At 66.9% G+C, this 18,126-nt stretch carries 21 protein-coding genes; 9 read left to right on the forward strand and 12 right to left on the reverse strand.

The features are described from left to right. Window positions 1-37 precede the first annotated feature (37 nt). Window positions 38-478: a MarR family winged helix-turn-helix transcriptional regulator gene (locus Q9Q95_RS16150; RefSeq protein WP_306098171.1), complete on the reverse strand. Its 441-nt coding sequence runs from the start codon at window positions 476-478 to the stop codon at window positions 38-40. Window positions 479-614: 136 nt separating this feature from the next. Here Q9Q95_RS16150 and Q9Q95_RS16155 point away from each other — a divergent pair, with 136 nt between their 5' ends. The 3 genes from Q9Q95_RS16155 to nhaA all read left to right on the forward strand — a co-directional run bounded on the left by Q9Q95_RS16155 (window position 615) and on the right by nhaA (window position 3,904). Further along, window positions 615-1,040: an organic hydroperoxide resistance protein gene (locus Q9Q95_RS16155; protein ID WP_306098172.1), complete on the forward strand. Its 426-nt coding sequence runs from the start codon at window positions 615-617 to the stop codon at window positions 1,038-1,040. Between the two features lie 84 nt (window positions 1,041-1,124). Then, complete coding sequence (locus Q9Q95_RS16160; protein WP_306098173.1) at window positions 1,125-2,702, forward strand: lysine--tRNA ligase; 1,578 nt, start codon at window positions 1,125-1,127, stop codon at window positions 2,700-2,702. Next, entirely contained in the window at window positions 2,699-3,904 is a 1,206-nt protein-coding gene (nhaA, locus tag Q9Q95_RS16165; RefSeq protein ID WP_306098174.1) for a Na+/H+ antiporter NhaA, read from the forward strand. Before Q9Q95_RS16160 ends, nhaA begins: the two co-directional genes overlap by 4 nt. Here the strand turns inward: nhaA and Q9Q95_RS16170 are convergent. Continuing rightward, window positions 3,882-5,075 (reverse strand): MFS transporter, encoded by a 1,194-nt coding sequence (locus Q9Q95_RS16170; protein WP_306098272.1) that lies wholly within the window; start codon window positions 5,073-5,075, stop codon window positions 3,882-3,884. The genes nhaA and Q9Q95_RS16170 overlap by 23 nt on opposite strands. A 285-nt stretch (window positions 5,076-5,360) precedes the next feature. Between Q9Q95_RS16170 and Q9Q95_RS16175 the strand changes: the two genes are divergently transcribed. Then, window positions 5,361-6,578, forward strand: coding sequence for an MFS transporter (locus Q9Q95_RS16175; protein ID WP_306098175.1), 1,218 nt, complete (start codon window positions 5,361-5,363; stop codon window positions 6,576-6,578). A gap of 231 nt (window positions 6,579-6,809) precedes the next feature. On the opposite strand, the gene Q9Q95_RS16180 is transcribed toward Q9Q95_RS16175, so the two are convergent. The 5 genes from Q9Q95_RS16180 to Q9Q95_RS16200 all read right to left on the reverse strand — a co-directional run bounded on the left by Q9Q95_RS16180 (window position 6,810) and on the right by Q9Q95_RS16200 (window position 10,697). Then, on the reverse strand, window positions 6,810-7,739 hold the full coding sequence (locus Q9Q95_RS16180) for an electron transfer flavoprotein subunit alpha/FixB family protein (RefSeq protein WP_306098176.1): 930 nt from the start codon (window positions 7,737-7,739) through the stop codon (window positions 6,810-6,812). Further along, window positions 7,736-8,488, reverse strand: a complete 753-nt coding sequence (locus Q9Q95_RS16185; RefSeq protein WP_306098177.1) for an electron transfer flavoprotein subunit beta/FixA family protein — start codon at window positions 8,486-8,488, stop codon at window positions 7,736-7,738. Before Q9Q95_RS16185 ends, Q9Q95_RS16180 begins: the two co-directional genes overlap by 4 nt. Before the next feature lie 85 nt (window positions 8,489-8,573). Next, window positions 8,574-9,032 (reverse strand): GFA family protein, encoded by a 459-nt coding sequence (locus tag Q9Q95_RS16190; protein ID WP_306098178.1) that lies wholly within the window; start codon window positions 9,030-9,032, stop codon window positions 8,574-8,576. Beyond that, on the reverse strand, window positions 9,029-10,228 hold the full coding sequence (sucC, locus tag Q9Q95_RS16195; RefSeq protein ID WP_306098179.1) for an ADP-forming succinate--CoA ligase subunit beta: 1,200 nt from the start codon (window positions 10,226-10,228) through the stop codon (window positions 9,029-9,031). Before sucC ends, Q9Q95_RS16190 begins: the two co-directional genes overlap by 4 nt. 163 nt (window positions 10,229-10,391) lie before the next feature. Further along, on the reverse strand, window positions 10,392-10,697 hold the full coding sequence (locus tag Q9Q95_RS16200) for a hypothetical protein (protein WP_306098180.1): 306 nt from the start codon (window positions 10,695-10,697) through the stop codon (window positions 10,392-10,394). Here Q9Q95_RS16200 and Q9Q95_RS16205 point away from each other — a divergent pair. Genes Q9Q95_RS16205 through Q9Q95_RS16220 form a run of 4 tightly spaced genes read left to right on the forward strand, consistent with a single transcriptional unit; the run spans window position 10,684 to window position 14,404 of the window. Further along, the gene (locus Q9Q95_RS16205; protein ID WP_306098181.1) at window positions 10,684-11,202 is read left to right on the forward strand and encodes a hypothetical protein; all 519 of its coding nucleotides are present in this window, start codon (window positions 10,684-10,686) and stop codon (window positions 11,200-11,202) included. The genes Q9Q95_RS16200 and Q9Q95_RS16205 overlap by 14 nt on opposite strands. Window positions 11,203-11,242: 40 nt before the next feature. Then, window positions 11,243-11,743, forward strand: coding sequence for a sterol desaturase family protein (locus Q9Q95_RS16210; RefSeq protein ID WP_306098182.1), 501 nt, complete (start codon window positions 11,243-11,245; stop codon window positions 11,741-11,743). 31 nt (window positions 11,744-11,774) lie between these two features. Continuing rightward, window positions 11,775-12,209 carry a peptide-methionine (R)-S-oxide reductase MsrB gene (gene msrB, locus Q9Q95_RS16215; protein WP_306098183.1) on the forward strand — a complete coding sequence of 145 codons (435 nt, stop codon included), beginning with the start codon at window positions 11,775-11,777 and terminating at the stop codon, window positions 12,207-12,209. 41 nt (window positions 12,210-12,250) lie between these two features. After that, window positions 12,251-14,404 carry a transglycosylase domain-containing protein gene (locus Q9Q95_RS16220; protein WP_371876793.1) on the forward strand — a complete coding sequence of 718 codons (2,154 nt, stop codon included), beginning with the start codon at window positions 12,251-12,253 and terminating at the stop codon, window positions 14,402-14,404. On the opposite strand, the gene Q9Q95_RS16225 is transcribed toward Q9Q95_RS16220, so the two are convergent. From Q9Q95_RS16225 to Q9Q95_RS16235, 3 genes are read right to left on the reverse strand one after another with little or no spacing between them, the layout of a single operon-like run. Further along, on the reverse strand, window positions 14,401-15,105 hold the full coding sequence (locus tag Q9Q95_RS16225; RefSeq protein WP_306098184.1) for a M48 family metallopeptidase: 705 nt from the start codon (window positions 15,103-15,105) through the stop codon (window positions 14,401-14,403). The genes Q9Q95_RS16220 and Q9Q95_RS16225 overlap by 4 nt on opposite strands. Further along, on the reverse strand, window positions 15,102-15,536 hold the full coding sequence (locus Q9Q95_RS16230; protein ID WP_306098185.1) for a YcgN family cysteine cluster protein: 435 nt from the start codon (window positions 15,534-15,536) through the stop codon (window positions 15,102-15,104). Before Q9Q95_RS16230 ends, Q9Q95_RS16225 begins: the two co-directional genes overlap by 4 nt. Further along, a complete protein-coding gene (locus tag Q9Q95_RS16235) occupies window positions 15,533-16,120 on the reverse strand; it encodes an SCO family protein (RefSeq protein ID WP_306098186.1) in 588 nt (195 codons plus the stop codon). Before Q9Q95_RS16235 ends, Q9Q95_RS16230 begins: the two co-directional genes overlap by 4 nt. Before the next feature lie 83 nt (window positions 16,121-16,203). On the opposite strand from Q9Q95_RS16235, the gene Q9Q95_RS16240 reads away from it, so the two are divergent. Continuing rightward, the gene (locus Q9Q95_RS16240) at window positions 16,204-16,803 is read left to right on the forward strand and encodes an ankyrin repeat domain-containing protein (RefSeq protein WP_306098187.1); all 600 of its coding nucleotides are present in this window, start codon (window positions 16,204-16,206) and stop codon (window positions 16,801-16,803) included. 4 nt (window positions 16,804-16,807) lie between these two features. On the opposite strand, the gene Q9Q95_RS16245 is transcribed toward Q9Q95_RS16240, so the two are convergent. Then, window positions 16,808-17,290: an MmcB family DNA repair protein gene (locus Q9Q95_RS16245; protein WP_306098188.1), complete on the reverse strand. Its 483-nt coding sequence runs from the start codon at window positions 17,288-17,290 to the stop codon at window positions 16,808-16,810. 61 nt (window positions 17,291-17,351) lie between these two features. Then, window positions 17,352-17,999 (reverse strand): cell wall hydrolase, encoded by a 648-nt coding sequence (locus tag Q9Q95_RS16250; RefSeq protein ID WP_306098189.1) that lies wholly within the window; start codon window positions 17,997-17,999, stop codon window positions 17,352-17,354. Window positions 18,000-18,126: the final 127 nt, after the last annotated feature.

An 18,126-nucleotide genomic window follows, 5' to 3' on the forward strand; every position in this document is an offset into this window, starting at 1 on the left:
TCCGCTTGAACAGCCGTCACCGGCGTTTCGCGCTATTTCACGCCGGCTGCGACTCGCGCAGCGCCTTCCACAGCCGCTGGACGCCGCGATTGAGAATGCCGAGTGCTTCGCCATCCATTCCCGCGCGCTCGAGCAGCGTCTCGGCGAGGCAGCCGCACGATTCGCGCATCTCCGCGCCGCGAGGAGTCAGGCGCACCTGCACCTGGCGCTCGTCGGACGGGTTGCGCTGCCGCGCCACGAAGCCGGCCGCTTCGAGCCGCTTCACCAAAGGCGTGACCGTGCTCGACTCGAGCGCGAGGCGCTCGGCGATCGCCCCCACGGTACGGCCATCCTCCTCCCACAGCGCATGCAGGACGAGATATTGCGGATAGGTGATGCCGAGCTGGTCGAGCATCGGCTTGTAGGCGCGGGTGATCGCCATGCTGGTCGCATAGAGCGAAAAGCAGAGCTGATCATCGAGCGGAAGCGCGGCGGCCACATCATTCTCCTTCGATCCCGGTACTTATCGGAAAGATAGATATCGCGATAACATTTCCCCTGGACAAGACCCGACGCATCACCTAGTTAATACATATCGCGATAATTATTATCGCACAAAACGTGAGGAGTCGACCATGTCCGTAGACGTGAAATACCGCACCCGCGCCACTTCGACCGGCGGCCGCGACGGCGAAACCCGTTCGGAGGACGGACGCTTCGCCGCCCGGCTCTCGACTCCGAAGGAACTCGGCGGCGCCGGCGGCGACGGCACCAATCCCGAGCAATTGTTCGCCGCCGGCTATTCGGCCTGCTTCATCGGCGCGCTCAAGGTCGCCGGGCAACAGCTCAAGCTCAAGGTTCCTGCCGAGACGAGCGTGACCGCCACGGTCGGCATCGGTCCGCGCGCGGCGGGCGGGTTCGGCATCACCGCCGATCTCGCGATCAGCCTGCCCGGAGTCGATCGCGCCGATGCCGAGAAGCTGGTCGCGGCAGCGCACCAGATTTGCCCCTATTCGAACGCCACGCGGGGCAATGTCGATGTCGGCCTGATCGTGGCCTGATTTCGGAGCGCCGCGCGTCGCCCGGCGGCGCGCGGACTCGCGAGGGTGGAACGTGCCGCCGCGCTTCGCTAGACGCGGCTGATCATGACCGACAAGACCGAACTCCGCGCCGCCGCGCTCGACTCCAAGGCCTGGCCCTATGAAGAGGCCCGGAAACTGCTCAAGCGCTATCCCGACGGTGCGCCGGCCAAGGGGCATGTGCTGTTCGAGACCGGCTACGGCCCGTCGGGGCTGCCGCATATCGGCACGTTCAACGAAGTGCTGCGCACGACGATGGTCCGCCGCGCGTTCGAGGCGCTGTCCGACATTCCGACCCGGCTGATCGCGTTCAGCGACGACATGGACGGACTGCGGAAGGTGCCCGACAATATCCCCAACAAGGAAATGCTCGCCGAACATCTCGGCAAGCCGCTGACCCGCATTCCCGATCCGTTCGGCACGCATGACAGCTTCGCCGCGCACAACAACGCCCTGCTCCGGGAATTCCTCGACCGCTTCGGCTTCGACTACGAATTCGTCTCGTCGACCGACTATTATGAAGGCGGCAAGTTCGACGACGCGCTCAGGAACGTGCTGCGCCACTATCAGGGCATCATGGACGTGATGCTGCCGACGCTTCGGAAGGAGCGCCAGGCGACCTATTCGCCGGTGCTGCCGGTCAGCCCGAAGAGCGGCGTGGTGCTGCAGGTGCCGATCGAGGTGCTCGACGCCGAGGCGGGGATGATCGCGTTCGACGATGACGGCGAGCGCGTCGAGCAATCGATCCTCGGCGGCAGGGCCAAGCTGCAATGGAAAGTCGACTGGGCGATGCGCTGGGTCGCTTTGGGCGTCGATTACGAGATGGCGGGCAAGGACCTGATCGATTCGGTGATCCAATCGTCCAAGATCACGCGCGTGCTCGGCGGCAGGCCGCCCGAAGGCTTCAATTACGAGATGTTCCTCGACGAGAAGGGCGAGAAGATCTCCAAATCCAAGGGCAACGGGCTCAGCCTCGAACAATGGCTGACCTATGGCCCCGACGAGAGCCTCGCCTTCTACATCTATCGCGAGCCCAAAAAGGCCAAGGCGCTGCATCTCGGGCTGATCCCGCGCGCGGTGGACGATTATTGGCAGTTCCGCGGCAATTATGCCGATCAGCCGATCGCGCAGCAGCTCGGCAACCCGGTCCATCACATCCATAATGGGCCGCCGCCCGCCGAGACGCTGCCGGTGACCTTCGGGCTGCTGCTCAATCTCGTCGGCGTGATGGGAGAGGCGAGCAAGGAGCAGGTCTGGGGCTATCTCGCCAATTACGTGCCCGACGCGACGCCCGACGCGTATCCGGCGCTCGACAATCTGATCGGCTATGCGCTGGCCTATGCCCGCGATTTCGTGACCCCGACGCTCAGTCGCCGCGCGCCCGAGGGCGTCGAGGTCGCGGCATTGCAGCGGCTCGATGCCGAACTCGCCGCGCTCCCCGCAGACGCCTCCGCCGAGGACATCCAGAATCTGGTCTACGAGATCGGCAAGACCGGCGGGTTCGAGAATTTGCGCGACTGGTTCAAGGCGCTGTACGAGACCTTGCTCGGCTCCGAGCAGGGGCCGCGAATGGGCAGCTTCATCGCGCTCTACGGAATCGCAAACAGCCGCAGGCTGATCGCAGAGGCGCTCGCCAAGGCATGATCCACCGCGTCCGCTCGGCCACCCGCGATTTTCTTCACGGCGAGGCGGCGGGCGGGATCGTGCTGATGGCGGCGGCGGCATGCGCGATGCTCGTCGCCAATCTGCCCGGCTGGTCGGACGCCTATTTCCACGCGCTGCATTTCGAGACCGGCCCGGTGATCAGCCCGAAATATGGGCCGATGACGGTGCATCTGTGGATCAACGACGCCGTGATGGCCGTGTTCTTCCTGCTCGTCGGGCTCGAGATCAAGCGCGAGTTCGTTGCCGGGCGGCTCGCCAGCTGGCAGCGGCGGCGGCTGCCGGTGGCCGCCGCCGCGGCGGGGATGGCGGTGCCGGCCCTGCTCTATCTGCTCGTCGCGGGGCGCCAGCCGGCGCTCGTCCAGGGCTGGGCGATCCCGGCGGCGACCGATATCGCGTTTGCGATCGGCGTGCTCGCGATCCTCGGCACGCGCGCGCCGACGTCGCTCAAATTGTTCCTCACCACGGTCGCGATCGTCGACGATCTCGGCGCGGTGCTGATCATCGCCTTGTTCTACACCGCCGAGCTCGACCTGGTCGCGCTGGCGCTCGCCGCGGCGGTGCTGCTGGCGATGCTGCTGCTCAACCGGCGCGGGGTGCGGCGGCTGTCCCCCTATCTGTTGCTCGCCATTCTGCTGTGGGTCTTCGTGTTTCGGTCCGGAGTCCACGCCACGGTCGCCGGCGTGCTCGCCGCGCTGACCATTCCGATCGGCGCGCGACCGGACGAATCGTCGCTCCACCGGCTCGAGCATGCGCTCCATCCGTGGTCGGCGTTTCTGGTCGTGCCTTTGTTCGGCTTCGCCAATGCCGGAGTGTCGCTCGCCGGGGTGTCGCCATGGGTATTGCTCGACCCGCTGCCGCTGGGCATCGCGCTGGGGCTGTTTCTCGGCAAGCAATTGGGCATCTTCGGCAGCGTGTGGGTCGCGCATCGCAGCGGATTCGCGCCGAAGCCGGGCTGGTCGAGCTGGCTGCAAATCTATGGCGTGTCACTGCTCGCCGGGATCGGATTCACGATGAGCCTGTTCATCGGCGGGCTCGCCTTTGCCGGAAATGCCGCGCTGACCGACGAAGTGAAGATCGGGGTGCTCGGCGGATCTCTGCTGTCGGCAGTGGCGGGGTATCTGGTGCTGCGGCTCGCGCCTTCGCCGCGCGCGCTGGCGGTCAGGCGACGGCAGCCGGGCTGAGCGACCGCCGCTCGACCAGCATCGCGACGCACCAGACGAGGAAGCCGCCCAGCGCCAGCCCCGCCCCGACATAGCCGGTCGAGGTCCAGCCCCAGCCCGCGGCGATCGCCATCCCGCCGAGCCACGGGCCCAGCGCATTGGCGGTGTTGAACGCCGAATGGTTGAGCGAGGCAGCCAGCCCCTGCGCCTCGCCGGCGACGTCCATCAGCCGGGTCTGGAGGATCGCGCCGAGCGCCCCGGCAAAGCCGATCGCGAACACCGCGAGGCAGAGCGACCAGAAATGCGCGGCGGCAATCGGGTAGAGCGCGAGCGCCGCGGCACTGCCGAGCAGCAGCACCGCCGCGCTGGGCATCAGCGCGCGATCGGCGAATTTGGGGACGATAATGTTGCCCGCCGTCATGCCGGCGCCGAATATAGCGAGCGCCACGGGAATCATCGTCGCGGGCACCCGGGTCACTTCGAGCAAAGTCGAGGCGACATAGGTGTAGACGCAGAACAGCCCGCCGAATCCGATCGCACTGATCCCGAGGGTCAGCCAGACCTGTCCGTTGGCGAGGGCGCCGAGTTCGCGAAGGGGGCTGGCATCGCTGGCCGGCCGATCCTGCGGCACCAGCCAATAGACCAATGCCATCGTCAGCGAGGCGAGGAACGCCACGACGGCGAAGCCCCAGCGCCAGCCGATCGCCTGCCCCATCCAGTTGGCCAGCGGCACTCCGATCACCGTGGCGACGGTGAGGCCGAGCAATACCCGGCCCACCGCCTGCGAGCGCCGGTTGTCGGGCACCAGCGACGCGGCGACCAATGCGGCGATGCCGAAATAGGCGCCGTGCGGCAGCCCGCTGAGGAAACGGAAAACCAGCATCCAGCCATAGGTCGGGGCGAGCGCGCTCAGCCCGTTGAACAGCCCGAAGCTCGCCATCAATGCGATCAGCAACGTCCGCCGCGCCATCTTCGCGCCGAGCACTGCGAGCAAGGGCGCGCCGACCACCACCCCGAGCGCATAGGCACTGATCACATGGCCGGCGGTGGGTTCATCGATCCTGAGCCCATGCGCGAAATACGGCACGAGGCTCATCGTCGCGAATTCGGTGGTGCCGATCGCGAACCCGCCCATCGCCAGCGCGAAATGGACGAGCGCGACGGGCGTGGTGCGGGGAGCAGGCGCATGCATCGCCCCCAAGTGGCCATGCTGCAGTGCAGCGTCAACCGGACGGCACTGCACATACGAATGCAGTCCGCACAATCGGTGTCGGTATCTGGCCGGATCCGTCCGCTGGAACTGGCCGTCGCGACGTTGATTGGCTCGTGGTTCGGCGGACCTGGCGATGGCCAAGCGTCGCCGAAATCTCGCGCCAAGTCAGCGCGGTAGTCCAGAAAACTGATATTCATGGCTTTTTTTGAGGATCCGCACCCGCCAGGCGCTCCCGACGTTTACAATAGGAGGATGAGGCGCGGTTTGAAAAAGGGGAGCCGCGGCTACCGGCGGCTGACGCTGGCGATGCTGTTCGCCGGCTTCTCGACCTTCTCCCTGCTCTATTCGGTGCAGCCGCTGCTGCCGCTGTTCGCGCACGAATTCCGGCTCAGCGCGGAGCAATCGAGCCTGGCGATCTCGCTCGCCACCGGGCCGCTCGCCGTCGCGATCGTCTTCGCGGGCCTGCTTTCGGACCGGTACGGACGGCGGCCGCTGATGGTGCTGGCGATGTTCGGAGCGGGGCTGCTCACCATGCTCACCGGTTTCGCGCCGGGCTGGCACGAAGTGCTTGCGCTGCGGCTGCTCACCGGGATCGCATTGGCCGGGATGCCCGCCGTGGCGATGGCCTATGTCAGCGAGGAGATCGATCCGCACTCTGTCGGGCCGGCAATGGGGCTCTACATCGCCGGCAGCGGAGTCGGCGGAATGGCGGGACGTCTCGGCGTCAGCCTGTTGACCGAGCTTGCCGACTGGCGCTGGGCGCTCGTCGGCGTCGGGCTGATCGGGCTGGTCATGGCCGAGGCGTTTCGCCGGCTCGCGCCGCCGTCGCGCCGCTTCATCCCGCGCCCGGTCCACCCGGCGGCGGTGTTCGTATCGGGCAAGATGCTGTTCCGCGATCGGGCGATGCCTTTGCTCTATGCCGAGGCGTTCCTGCTGATGGGGGTGTTCGTCACCATCTACAATTATGTCGGCTTCCGGCTGATCGCCGCGCCGTTCAGCCTGAGCCACGCGGCGATCGGCGCGATCTTCCTGCTCTATCTGCTCGGCTCGCTGAGCTCGACCTGGTTCGGCGGGCTCGCCGAGCGCAAGGGGCGGCGGCTGGTGTTCTGGATTCCGACCGCGCTGCTGATCCTCGGCACGGCGTTCACGGCCGCCGCGTGGCTGCCGCTGGTGATCGTCGGGATCGGCGTGGTGACGATCGGCTTCTTCGGAGCCCATTCGATCGCCTCCAGCTGGGTCGGCCGCCGCGCGCGCGAAGGCCGGGGGCAGGCCGCCGCCTTCTATCTGTTCTTTTATTATCTCGGGTCGAGCGTACTCGGCTCGGCGGGCGGCATCGCCTGGACCCGCTGGGCGTGGAACGGCGTCGCGCTCTATTGCGGCGTGCTCACCCTGATCGCGCTCGCGATCGCCGCCAGGCTCGCCACGATCCCGCCGCTGCCGCTCCCCGAAGTCACCCCGCCGCGGCCGATGGGAGCGGATTGAGGGAGCCGGTCCGCCCGGCGTTCGCGGGCAGTAGCCCACAGGCGTCACCCCGGCCTCGTGCCGGGGTCCACCGCGCCGCGCGGGCCGCCCCATGCCTCCTTGCTTCTCGCGTGCCGCCCGGTGGACCCCGGAACAAGTCCGGGGTGACGGTGAGGGGAATCGGAGCAGCTACCGCGCACGAAAAAGGGGCGCTCCCGCAGGAACGCCCCTCTTGTCGCATCCGCAAGCGCCTCAGAGCTTTTCGGTCAGCTCCGGAACGATCTTGAACAGATCGCCGACGAGGCCGATGTCCGCGACCTGGAAGATCGGGGCGTCCTCGTCCTTGTTGATCGCGATGATCGTCTTCGAATCCTTCATGCCGGCGAGGTGCTGGATCGCCCCCGAGATGCCGACCGCGATATAGACTTCGGGCGCGACGATCTTGCCGGTCTGGCCGACCTGATAATCGTTGGGGACGTAGCCGGCGTCGACCGCGGCGCGCGAGGCGCCGACCGCGGCGCCGAGCTTGTCGGCGAGCGGCTCGATGATCGCGTGGAAATTCTCGCTGTTCTGCAGCGCGCGGCCACCCGAGACGATCACCTTGGCGGCGGTCAGCTCGGGACGAGTCGATTCGGCGATCTCGGCGCCGGCGAAGGTCGACAGACCTGCATCGCCGCTACCGCTTACCGGCTCGACCGTGCCGCTGCCGCCGCTGGTCGCCGCCTTGTCGAACGCGGTGCCGCGCACGGTGATCACCAGTTTCTTGTCGCTGGTCTGCACCGTGGCGATCGCATTGCCGGCATAGATCGGCCGGGTGAAGGTGTCGGCGCTCTCGACCGAGAGAATGTCGGAGATCTGCATCACGTCGAGCAAGGCGGCGACGCGCGGCGCGATATTCTTGCCCGTCGTCGTCGCCGGGAAGAGGATTGCGTCGTGATTGTCCATCAGCGTCACGATCAGCGGCGCGACATTCTCGGCGAGCGCATGCTCGAGGGCGGCTGCGTCGGCAAGATGGACCTTGCCCACGCCGGCGATCTTTGCCGCCTCGTCGGCGACCGCGGCACAGCCGGCGCCGGCGACGAGGAGATGCACCTCACCGAGCTTGGCAGCCGCAGTGACGGTGGCGAGCGTCGCATCCTTGACGCTCTTGTTGTCGTGTTCGACCCAGACGAGCGTCTTCATTTCGCGACTCCCAGACCCTTGAGCTTCTCGACCAGCTCGTCGACGCTGCCGACCTTGATTCCAGCCTGGCGCTTGCCGGGCTCGACCACCTTGAGCGTCTTCAAGCGCGGTGCGACGTCGATGCCGTAATCGGCGATCGTCTTTTTCGCGACCGGCTTGGACTTTGCCTTCATGATGTTGGGGAGCGTCGCGTAGCGCGGCTCGTTGAGCCGCAGGTCGGTGGTGACGATCGCCGGCAGCTTGAGATCGACCGTCTCGAGCCCGCCATCGACTTCGCGAGTGACCTTCACGCCGTTGCCGCCGAGCTCGACCTTGGAGGCGAAGGTCCCCTGGCTCCAGCCGAGCAAGGCGGCGAGCATCTGGCCGGTCTGATTCGAATCGTCGTCGATCGCCTGCTTGCCTAGGATCACCAGCCCGGGCTGCTCCTCTTCGGCGACCTTCTGGAGCAATTTGGCGACCGCCAGCGGCTCGACCTCGTCCTCGGTGGCGATCAGGATGGCGCGGTCGGCGCCCATTGCACGCGCGGTGAGCAGCACGTCGGTCTCCGCCTTGGGCACGCCGATCGTGACGACGACGACTTCGGTGGCGGCGCCCTTTTCCTTCAGCCGGACCGCCTCTTCGATGGCGATCTCGTCGAACGGATTCATGCTCATCTTGACGTTGGCGAGGTCGACCCCCGTCCCGTCCGCCTTCACGCGAGGCTTCACATTATAGTCAAGCACCCGCTTGACCGGCACGAGGACCTTCATCTGCTTCTCTCCTTCGGCTCACCAGTCCCGGGGAGGAAAGGCGGAGCCACGAACAAAATCTCACTGGCTTACGTTTACGCGAACGTCAACCTGTGCGCGTCTGCGCGAATTCCGCGATCAGCGGCTCGAAAGACTCGGGCGGGGGGAAGGTTGCAAAGCTGTGCGTCGCATTGGTCTTCGCCCAGGGCAAAGCCTCGGAAGTGAAGCTTTCGAGGAAGGGCGGATCTGCCGGCGGCACATCGAGCAGGGTGGTGCGGACATTGACGAAGGCGTCGAAACCCTCGGGCCGGGTGAACATCCAGCTCATGCAATGGCTGCAGAAATAATGCCGGGTCGCGCCGTGGAGCCCGCCGATCACCGGCTCGCCGGCAATCACTTCGAACTGCTCGGCCGGCCAGGCGCCGCTCACCGAATAGGCGCTCGCGGTCATCCGCTGGCAGCCCCGGCAATGGCAGGCGCCGGTGAAGATCGGCGGCCCGGACAGGCGGAAGCGGACGCGCCCGCAGCGACATCCCCCTTCCACCGTGCCGGGCGCGTCGGTCATGCCGCCTTCTGGACCTCCGCGACGATCTTCTTCGCCGCGTCGCCGAGATCGTTGGCCGCGACGATCGGCAGGCCCGAATTGGCGAGGATGTCCTTGCCCTGCTGGACGTTGGTGCCTTCGAGGCGGACGACCAGTGGCACCGAGAGGTTCACTTCCTTCGCCGCGGCGACGATGCCCTCGGCGATGATGTCGCAGCGCATGATTCCGCCGAAGATGTTGACGAGGATGCCCTTCACCGCCGGATCGCTCAGGATGATCTTGAACGCCGCGGTGACCTTCTCCTTGTTGGCGCCGCCGCCGACGTCGAGGAAATTGGCCGGGAACATGCCGTTCAGCTTGATGATGTCCATCGTCGCCATGGCGAGGCCGGCGCCGTTGACCATGCAGCCGATATCGCCGTCGAGCTTGATATAGGCGAGGTCGTATTTCGACGCCTCGAGTTCCATTGGATCCTCTTCGGTCTCGTCGCGCAGCTCGGCGAGATCCTTGTGGCGGAACATCGCATTGCCGTCGAAGCCGACCTTGGCGTCGAGCACCATCAATTTGCCGTCGTCGGTGACGGCGAGCGGGTTGATCTCGATCTGCTCGGCATCGGTGCCGAGGAAGGCGTCATAAAGCTTGGAAGCCGTGGACGCGGCCTGCCTGGCGAGATCGCCGGTCAGCCCGAGCGCGGCAGCGACGGCGCGGCCATGATGCGCCATGAAGCCGGTCGCCGGATCGATGTCGATCGAATGGATCTTCTCGGGCGTGTCGTGCGCGACGGTCTCGATGTCCATGCCGCCCTCGGTCGAGGCGACCATCGAGATGCGGCCCGTGGCGCGATTGACCAGCAAGGCGAGGTAGAATTCCCTGGCGATGTCGACGCCGTCGGTGATGTAGAGCCGGTTGACCTGCTTGCCATGCTCGCCGGTCTGGATCGTCACCAAAGTGTTGCCGAGCATGTCGGCCGCGGCGGCGCGGACCTCGTCCTCGGTCTTCGCCAGCCGGACGCCGCCCTTGGCATCGGGGCCCAATTCCTTGAACTTGCCCTTGCCGCGGCCGCCGGCGTGGATCTGCGCCTTGACGACGTAGAGCGGCCCGGGGAGCTTCTTCGAGGCCTCGACGGCTTCCTCGACGCTGAGCGCGGCAAAGCCTGCGGGAACCGGCACGCCGAACTTCGCGAGCAGTTCCTTGGCCTGATATTCGTGGATGTTCATTGGGCACGCCCTCATGTGGCTGGCGGGATCGTTTGCGGACGCCTTAAGCACGGCGCGCGGACGAATCCAAACCTTTTCCACGTAATTGCGATTGCGACAAAGTTGCAATAAACCTGTCGCGGGCGGTATGCCTTTGTTCAGGTTCCTGCCCGGGGGAGGCCTCTCAGCCCAAGCCCGTCGCGCAGAGCGCCGCCGAGCTCGAGGCGACGCCGAGGATCTCGCTGTCGCCGAGCGCACGAACGCGGTGGAGGAACTGATCGATCGATTCGGACCCTCGCGCCTTGGGCAGATCGGCGATCCGCATCAATTGCTTGAGCGACAGCCGGTCGACCATCCGCTCGGCCATGCACGCCGAAAGCGGCGCCGGCAGACCCGCGCGGATGAGGCCGGCGCGCAAGCGCGCCTCCGGGACCGCGCAGCCGGCGAGCAGCAGGGCGGCGAGCGGGAAGAGAGTGATGGTCCTTGTCATCGTGCCTCGCTATCGGGCGGCGATGTTACTCGCAACCATGGTCGCCGTCGCGCCGCTCGCCGATCCCGCGCATGCCGCGCTCGACCGCCTCATCGGCTGCTGGGAGGCGCCCGGCGAAGTGATGGGCAAACAGGTCCGGACCCGCGTCCGCGCCGCGTGGCGCCTCGGCGGCCGCTATCTGCTGCTCGAATCGCACGGGCTGGACCCCGCCGACCCCTATGACGCCGCAATCGTTCTCGGCGACCATGACAAGACCAGGGTCAGCGGCTGGTGGATGGACAGCTTCGGCGCGGGATACAGCGCCGCGGGGCAGGGCGCGGTCGCGGACGGCACCATCGCGGTAGACTATGCCTATCCCGACGCGCTCTACGCCAATCGTCTCGCGCCGGACGGCAAGGGCTGGCGCTGGACGATCGTCGAACGCAAGCCCGACGGCAGCGAGAAGCCGTTCGCATCCTATCGGCTGACCCCGGGCGCTTGCGGCGACGTGAAATTCGCCTTCTGACGGGCATGACGCGCGGCGCCTGCCGCCCTATCTAACAGCGATGAACCTGTGGCTCGGCATCCTGTTGTTCGGCGGCACCGTCGCGGCGATGGAAGGCTTCGCCTATGTCGCGCACCGCTGGGTGATGCACGGCCCGGGCTGGTTCCTCCATGCGAGCCATCACCGCCCGCGTACCGGGGCGTTCGAACTGAACGATCTCTATGCGGTGCTCTTCGCGATCCCCTCGATCGTGCTGTTGCTCGGCGGCGTACAACTCGGCTGGTGGCCGGGCTTTGCGTGGATTGGTGCGGGGATCGCGGCTTACGGCGCGATCTATTTCGGCTTTCATGACGTCATCGTCCACCAGCGGCTGCCGCATCGCTATGTCGCCCGCTCGCTTTACATGAAGCGCATCGTCCAGGCGCACCGGCTCCATCACGCCGTCGAATCGAAGCACGGCACGGTGAGCTTCGGCTTTCTCTGGGCGCCGCGCGCCGAAGTGCTCAAGCGCCAGCTCAGGGCGCGGGGCGGACGGATCCGGGCGAGTGCCGAGCCGGATTGACGCGCAGCGCCCTCGCCCACATGCTCGCTTCATGGAACAGCTCAACCTGTCCGAGTCCGAGTGGCGCAAGCGGCTCACCCCCGAACAATATCATGTCCTGCGCGAAGCCGGCACGGAGCGCGCCTTTTCGGGGCGCTACAACGACAACAAGGCCGACGGCCTCTATCGCTGCGCCGCGTGCCAGCTCGAATTGTTCGATAGCGTCGACAAATATGATTCGGGCTCGGGCTGGCCGAGCTTCACCCGGCCGATCGCGCCCGACCGGGTGGTCGAGCATGCCGACAACAGCCATGGCATGCGCCGGGTCGAGGCGCGTTGCGCGCGCTGCGACGGCCATCTCGGCCATGTCTTCCCCGACGGCCCGCCGCCAACCGGACTGCGTTATTGCATGAACTCGGTGAGCCTCGACTTTCGTTCACGCACCGGCAACGCGAATGGCGCTAACGCCGACCCTTCCGGCGCCTGATTCTTGTGACCCGCCGGTTTAGGGCTTAACCACCGCTTCCGATGGCTTCCAGAAAACCGCAAAATTCCGCCCGCAAATCCTGGTGGCGCTCCGGCTCGGCCTGGAAGCGGATCGGATTATGGACCCTGATCGCCGGCGTCAGCGCCGGGCTGATCGCAATGGTGGCGCTGCTGATCGCAGTCTATTCGACCCGCTCGTCGCTGCCGAGCTATGACGAGCTCAAATCCTCGCCCAACGGCCAGATGGTCCGCGTCCACGCCGCCGACGGCACCGTCCTTGTGTCGCTCGGGCCAAGCTATGGCGAGTGGATCAAATACGATCAGATCCCGCAGGTCATGAAGGATGCGATCGTCGCGGTCGAGGATCGCCGCTTCGAGAGCCATTGGGGCGTCGACCCGCTCGGGCTGGTCCGCGCGGTGCGCACCGGCATCGCCAATCGCGGCACCGGACGCCGGCTGCAGGGCGCTTCGACGATCACCCAGCAGGTCGCGCGCACGATCTTCCTGTCGAACAAATATGATTTCGGCCGGAAGATGCGCGAGGCGGTGCTCGCGCTGGCGATGGAGCGCAAATTCTCGAAGGACCAGATCCTCGAGCTCTATCTCAACAAGGTCTATTTCGGCGGCGGCGCCTATGGCATCGACGCCGCCAGCCGGAAATTCTTCGGGCATCCGGCGAGCAATCTCAGCCTCGCCGAAGCCGCGGTGATCGCGGGCCTCGTCAAGGCGCCGTCGCATTATTCGCCGACCGCCGACGCCGAAGCAGCGGTGAGCCGCGCCAGCGTCGTGCTCGACGTGATGGCCGAGACCGGCAAGATCAGCGAAGCGACCGCCGCGGCCACCGATCCGCGCACCGTCAAGCTCGCCCCCGAGCCGCGACAGAACAGCGTGCGGTATTTCACCGATTGGGCGCTTCCCCAGCTCGAGACCCTGATCGACGAGACCGAGGCGCCGCTCGAAGTGTGGACCACGCTCGATCTCGGCATGCAGCGCGCCGCCGACGAGGCGATCCGCAAGAATGCGCCCGGCAACGCCCAGGGCGCGCTGGTCAGCCTCGATCGCGACGGCGCGGTGCGCGCGATGGTCGGCGGCAAGGATTACGTCGCCTCGATCTACAACCGCGCGACGCAGGCCGTCCGCCAGCCGGGATCGGCATTCAAATTGTTCGTCTATCTGTCGGCGCTCGAGGCGGGGCACAAGCTCGACGACGTCGTCGTCGACGAGCCGGTGACGATCAACGGCTGGAGCCCGCGCAACAACTCGGGCCGCAACTCGGGCCAGGTCACGCTGCGCACTGCCTTCGCCTATTCGCTCAATACGATCGCGGCCAAGCTCGGCCAGGAAGTCGGCTTCGGCACCGTCGCCGACATGGCGCGGCGCTTCGGCATCACCACCCCGATCAACACCCAGCCGGCGATGGTGCTCGGCACCTCGAACGTTCGGCTGATCGACATGACCCGCGCCTTCGCCTCGGTGGGGCAGAAGGGCGTGGCGGTCACGCCTTATGGCATCACCCGCGTCACGGCGAATGGCAATGTGATCTACCAGCACGAAGTCGATACCAGCCATGTACTGGTCGCGCCCTATGTCGCCGCGCAGATGACCGACCTGCTTCAGACCGCGGTGGCGGCAGGGAGCGGCCGCGCCGCGCAGATCGGCCGGCCGGTCGCCGGCAAGACCGGCACCACCACCTCGAACAAGGATGGCTGGTTCATCGGCTTTTCGAGCGGACTGACCACCGGCGTGTGGATGGGGCGCGACGACGCCAAGGTCGTCCCCGGGTTGCAGGGCGGCACCGCGCCGGCGCGCGCCTTCTCGGCATTCATGAGCAAGGCCGTGGCCAATCGCCCGGTCGAGCAGTTCGAGACCCAGGTCACCCTGCCCGAATGGCAGCTCGAGCCCGAGGACAATGCCTATTACACCGCGCCCGACAACGGCATGTTCGTCGATGCCGACGGCAATCCGCTGCCGCAGGATCAGCAGCCGCGCAGCGACGGCAGCGAGGATCCGCAAGCGCAAGGCGACGAGCAGCTCGATCAGGACTGGATCGACCGGATGACCGGCAACCGGCCGCCGGCGCCGCAACCCGAGACTGGCCGCGTGCCGCAGCCGCAGCGCGCGCCGCCGCCCCGCGACACGCAACGCCCGCCGCAGCAGGATCGCCCGGCGCCACGCGAGGATCCGGACGGCTTCTAGGGTCTATCCGCCCCGGCTTCAGACGGTGGCGCCGGCCGCCCCACCCAATGCAGCGCCGCGCCATTGCGTCGCAACCATTGCCGTGCCGGGGCCGGATCGGCTTCGAACAAGGTTTCGACCAGCCGGTGGAAGGCGGGCGAGTGGTTCATGTGGATGCGATGCGCGACTTCGTGGGCGACCGTGGCGCGCCGGACATGCTCGGGCGCGAGGATCAGCCGCCAGCTGTAGCGGATCGCCCCCGACGCGGCGCAGCTGCCCCAGCGGCCACGCGGATCGCCGATCGACACGCGCGTCACGATCACGCCGGCGCGCACGGCATATTCGGCGGTTTCCGCGCTCAGCACGCGTAGCGCCTCGCCGCGCAGCCAGCGCTCGACGCGCCGTTCGAGCCCTTCGCGCGGGCCGCCGCAGACCAGTCTTTCGCTCTCGAGCCGCGGCACGCGCGGCGCGGCCGGCTGATGGTCGATCGCGATATCGCGTCCGGCGAGGGGAAAACAGGCGCCGGGGGCCAGAGGCAAGCTGCCGGGGAGCCGCGCCTGCTGGGAGGCAATCCAGCCGCTCTGCTCCTCGGCCCAGGCGAGCGCCTTCTTGAGCGAGGCGCGCGGCGGCAGCGTCAGCCGCACCTTGCCGTCGCGGGGATCGACGGCGAGGCGCATCCGCCTGGCGCGGGCGTGGCGGACGACGTGGATCCCCGCGGTCACAGCTCCCGATCCACGAGATGGAATTCGAAATCGCCGGCATCGTCTTCGGAGATCGTCCAGCCGCGAGTCGACTGGCCCGCCGCATGGACAGACTCGGGGTCGCCGCTCACCAGATAGTGCCAGTCCGGAAGCTGCTCGCCCGCCGCGCGCAGCCGATAGGCGCAGGTCGAGGGCAGCCATTCGATTTCCGCGACATTGCGCATGTTGAGCCGGACGCATTCGCTGACATAGGCGTGGCGGTGGCGATAGTCGCTGCACCGCCCCATCCGCCGATCGAGCAGCCGGCAGGCGACGTTGGTCGCGTGGAGCTCGCCGGTCTCTTCGTCCTCGAGCTTGTGGACGCAGCATTTGCCGCAGCCGTCGCACAAGGCTTCCCATTGCGCCCGATCGAGCTGCGCGAGCGGCGTATCTTCCCAGAACCGGCCGCTCATCGGACCCAATGCTGGACTTGCTCGGCGATCGCCGCGCCGTCCTTGTCGATCGGCAGCGAGGCGATCGGCTCGCCGTTCGGCCCCATCAGGAAGGCGACCGCGAGATGATCGACCATATAGCCGCCGCCGGGGCCGGGCGGCTGCTTCTTGAAATAGACCGCATAGCTCTTCGCGGCCGCCGCGATCGCCTGCGGGCTGCCGGTGAGCCCGACGATGCGCGGGTGGAAGTTCGCCACGAACTGCTTGACCACCGCCGGCGTGTCGCGCTCGGGATCGACCGTGATGAAGATCGGCACGACCTTCTGCGCGACGCGCGGCGCCCGTTTGTCGAGCAGCTTCATCGCCTGGCCGATCTTGGCCATGTCGGTCGGGCAGACATCGGGGCAATAGGTGTAGCCGAAATAGACGATGCGGTAGCGCCCGGCGAAATCGCTATCGCGCACGGTTTTGCCGTCCTGATCGACGAGCGCGAACGGACCGCCGATCCGCGCGCCGGCGAGCGGCGGCGCCTCGGGCTGGCCGGCGCCGCAACCGGCGAGCGGGACCGCGGCGAGCAGCGCGAGGGCTGGAAACATCCTGTACATGGCGCGCCCAGCCATGATCTGTTAGGCCCGTGCTTGCAAGAACGGGGTTCAGCTAGAGGTTCAGTCGCATCATGGGTTTTCGTGTGTTCCGCGTAGCCGCCGCCGCCGCATTGGCGCTCACCGCATTGCCCGCCGCCGCGCAGCAGTTTTCGGACGGCTATGAGTTCCTCAAGGCGATCCGCGATTCGGATGGCGCCAAGGTCAACAAATTCATGCTCGACCGTTCGCTGCGCATCGTCAACACCAGGGAGCGCGGCAGCGGCGAGGGCGCATTGCACATCGTCGCGAAGCGGTCGGACGCGCTTTACCTGCGCGTGCTGCTCCAGGCCGACGACGTCAATCCGAACCTGCAGGACGCGCGCGGCAACACCGCGTTGATCGTCGCCGTCGAGCAGAACTGGAGCGAGGGGGTCGGCATCCTGATCAAATATCGCGCCAATGTGAACCTGGCCAATGCCGGCGGCGAGACTCCGCTGATCCGCGCGGTGCAGATGCACAATGCCGATATCGTCCGTCAGCTGCTCGACGCCAAGGCGAATCCGGACCGCGCCGATTACGGCAGCGGCAAATCGGCGCGCGACTATGCCCGCGAGAATACCCGCTACCCGGCGATCGCCAAATTGCTCGCCGAAGCGCCCAAAGCGGGCGCAAAGACCGGCGCGACGGGCCCCGGCGCGAACTAGAGCCTCAGAATATCTGCTCGGCCTCGGGGTCGAGCAGATGCGTGACGCGCCGCGCCGCGCGCCGGGCGAAAGCCAAGGTGCATTTCTTGCGGGTCGCGCTGGCGAGCGGCACCGTCGCCGCCTCGCGCACCACCGCCGCATCGTAGCGATCGGCGACGATCAGGCCCGCGCGCGCCGGCAGGAATCCCTCTTGCTCGAACGGCCGCAAGTCGAATCCCTGCGGCACCGCCCAGAAGAAGCGGTCGCAATGCACGAGATAGTCGGTCCATTTGGCGTCGCCGAGCAAATCGGCGCGCGATACCTTGATCTCGACGATCACGATGTTGCCGCGCGCATCGAGCGCCATCAGATCGGCGCGACGGCCGCCGTCGAGCGGCACTTCGGCAATCGTCGCGATATCGTGACGGAGCAGCATCCGGGTCACCCCGCGGGCGACCTCGCTCGCGACGAGCGGTGCATCGGATGACAGAACAGCCGGGGAGGTCATCCCCGGCTGTTAGAACATTCGGCGAACACGGGGAAGCCCCCACGGGCTTCCCGGCGCGGCATCAGCGATAGAAGACGTGGTTGCCGACGGTGGCGACACGCGCGCGGTTCCAGCTCGGCTTCACATAGCGGGCGTGGAAATAGAGCGCGTTCTCGGCGGGGCTGTCCCACAAATCCTTTTGCGCGACCTGGGCCACGGCGAGCGCCTTGCGCCACTGGGCATTCGCCGGCGGGGTCGGCAGCTTGCCGCCGCGCACGAACGAGAACTGGCCGCGCTGGGTGATCACCGAGCAGATCGACTTGGGGAACCGGCCCGACCGGGTGCGATTGATGATCACGTCGGCAACGGCGAGCTGGCCGGCGAGCGGCTCGCTCTTCGCTTCGTAGTAAACCCCGACCGCGAGGCAATTGAGCTCGGAATCGACTCCGGCGCCGCCCTCATGCGCGGCGACCGCGGCGGAAAGGGACGCGAAATCCTGATCTTCCTGGAGTGCCGCCTCGGGAAGGGGCTGCACGATCTCGCCTTCCTGCTTCAGGACAGGCTGCGCCGCAATCATCGGCGCGGGAACAACATGGTGTTCCTGGATGTTGACTGCCTGAACCGGAGCCTCCTGGCCCGCCAGTCCGGCGTCGAGCGTGGCTGCATTCGCAAGTGCGCCAGCGCAAAAAGTCACAGCCGCGAAAGTCGCGGCGCGTGGCATGAACTTCATTATGCTTCATTACTGTGCGGTGGTGCGCGGCCAGCCCCCGATACATATGGGACTGCCGGACTTCCCCCCGACTGCGTAACCGCCCGGCTTCACACCCCGACCGGCACAACGCTATTGAACGAATGTC

Source organism: Sphingomonas sp. DG1-23 (assembly GCF_030730875.1).
GTDB lineage: Bacteria > Pseudomonadota > Alphaproteobacteria > Sphingomonadales > Sphingomonadaceae > Sphingomonas.

Bases quoted from the DNA above. Each gene is read 5' to 3' on its own strand.
- Q9Q95_RS16155 (WP_306098172.1), top strand. From the start codon at position 615: ATGTCCGTAGACGTGAAATACCGCACCCGCGCCACTTCGACCGGCGGC.
- Q9Q95_RS16160 (WP_306098173.1), top strand. From the start codon at position 1,125: ATGACCGACAAGACCGAACTCCGCGCCGCCGCGCTCGACTCCAAGGCC.
- nhaA (WP_306098174.1), top strand. From the start codon at position 2,699: ATGATCCACCGCGTCCGCTCGGCCACCCGCGATTTTCTTCACGGCGAG.
- Q9Q95_RS16170 (WP_306098272.1), bottom strand. From the start codon at position 5,075: ATGCATGCGCCTGCTCCCCGCACCACGCCCGTCGCGCTCGTCCATTTC.
- Q9Q95_RS16180 (WP_306098176.1), bottom strand. From the start codon at position 7,739: ATGAAGACGCTCGTCTGGGTCGAACACGACAACAAGAGCGTCAAGGAT.
- Q9Q95_RS16185 (WP_306098177.1), bottom strand. From the start codon at position 8,488: ATGAAGGTCCTCGTGCCGGTCAAGCGGGTGCTTGACTATAATGTGAAG.
- Q9Q95_RS16190 (WP_306098178.1), bottom strand. From the start codon at position 9,032: ATGACCGACGCGCCCGGCACGGTGGAAGGGGGATGTCGCTGCGGGCGC.
- sucC (WP_306098179.1), bottom strand. From the start codon at position 10,228: ATGAACATCCACGAATATCAGGCCAAGGAACTGCTCGCGAAGTTCGGC.
- Q9Q95_RS16205 (WP_306098181.1), top strand. From the start codon at position 10,684: ATGGTCCTTGTCATCGTGCCTCGCTATCGGGCGGCGATGTTACTCGCA.
- Q9Q95_RS16200 (WP_306098180.1), bottom strand. From the start codon at position 10,697: ATGACAAGGACCATCACTCTCTTCCCGCTCGCCGCCCTGCTGCTCGCC.
- Q9Q95_RS16210 (WP_306098182.1), top strand. From the start codon at position 11,243: ATGAACCTGTGGCTCGGCATCCTGTTGTTCGGCGGCACCGTCGCGGCG.
- msrB (WP_306098183.1), top strand. From the start codon at position 11,775: ATGGAACAGCTCAACCTGTCCGAGTCCGAGTGGCGCAAGCGGCTCACC.
- Q9Q95_RS16220 (WP_371876793.1), top strand. From the start codon at position 12,251: ATGGCTTCCAGAAAACCGCAAAATTCCGCCCGCAAATCCTGGTGGCGC.
- Q9Q95_RS16230 (WP_306098185.1), bottom strand. From the start codon at position 15,536: ATGAGCGGCCGGTTCTGGGAAGATACGCCGCTCGCGCAGCTCGATCGG.
- Q9Q95_RS16235 (WP_306098186.1), bottom strand. From the start codon at position 16,120: ATGTACAGGATGTTTCCAGCCCTCGCGCTGCTCGCCGCGGTCCCGCTC.
- Q9Q95_RS16245 (WP_306098188.1), bottom strand. From the start codon at position 17,290: ATGACCTCCCCGGCTGTTCTGTCATCCGATGCACCGCTCGTCGCGAGC.
- Q9Q95_RS16250 (WP_306098189.1), bottom strand. From the start codon at position 17,999: ATGAAGTTCATGCCACGCGCCGCGACTTTCGCGGCTGTGACTTTTTGC.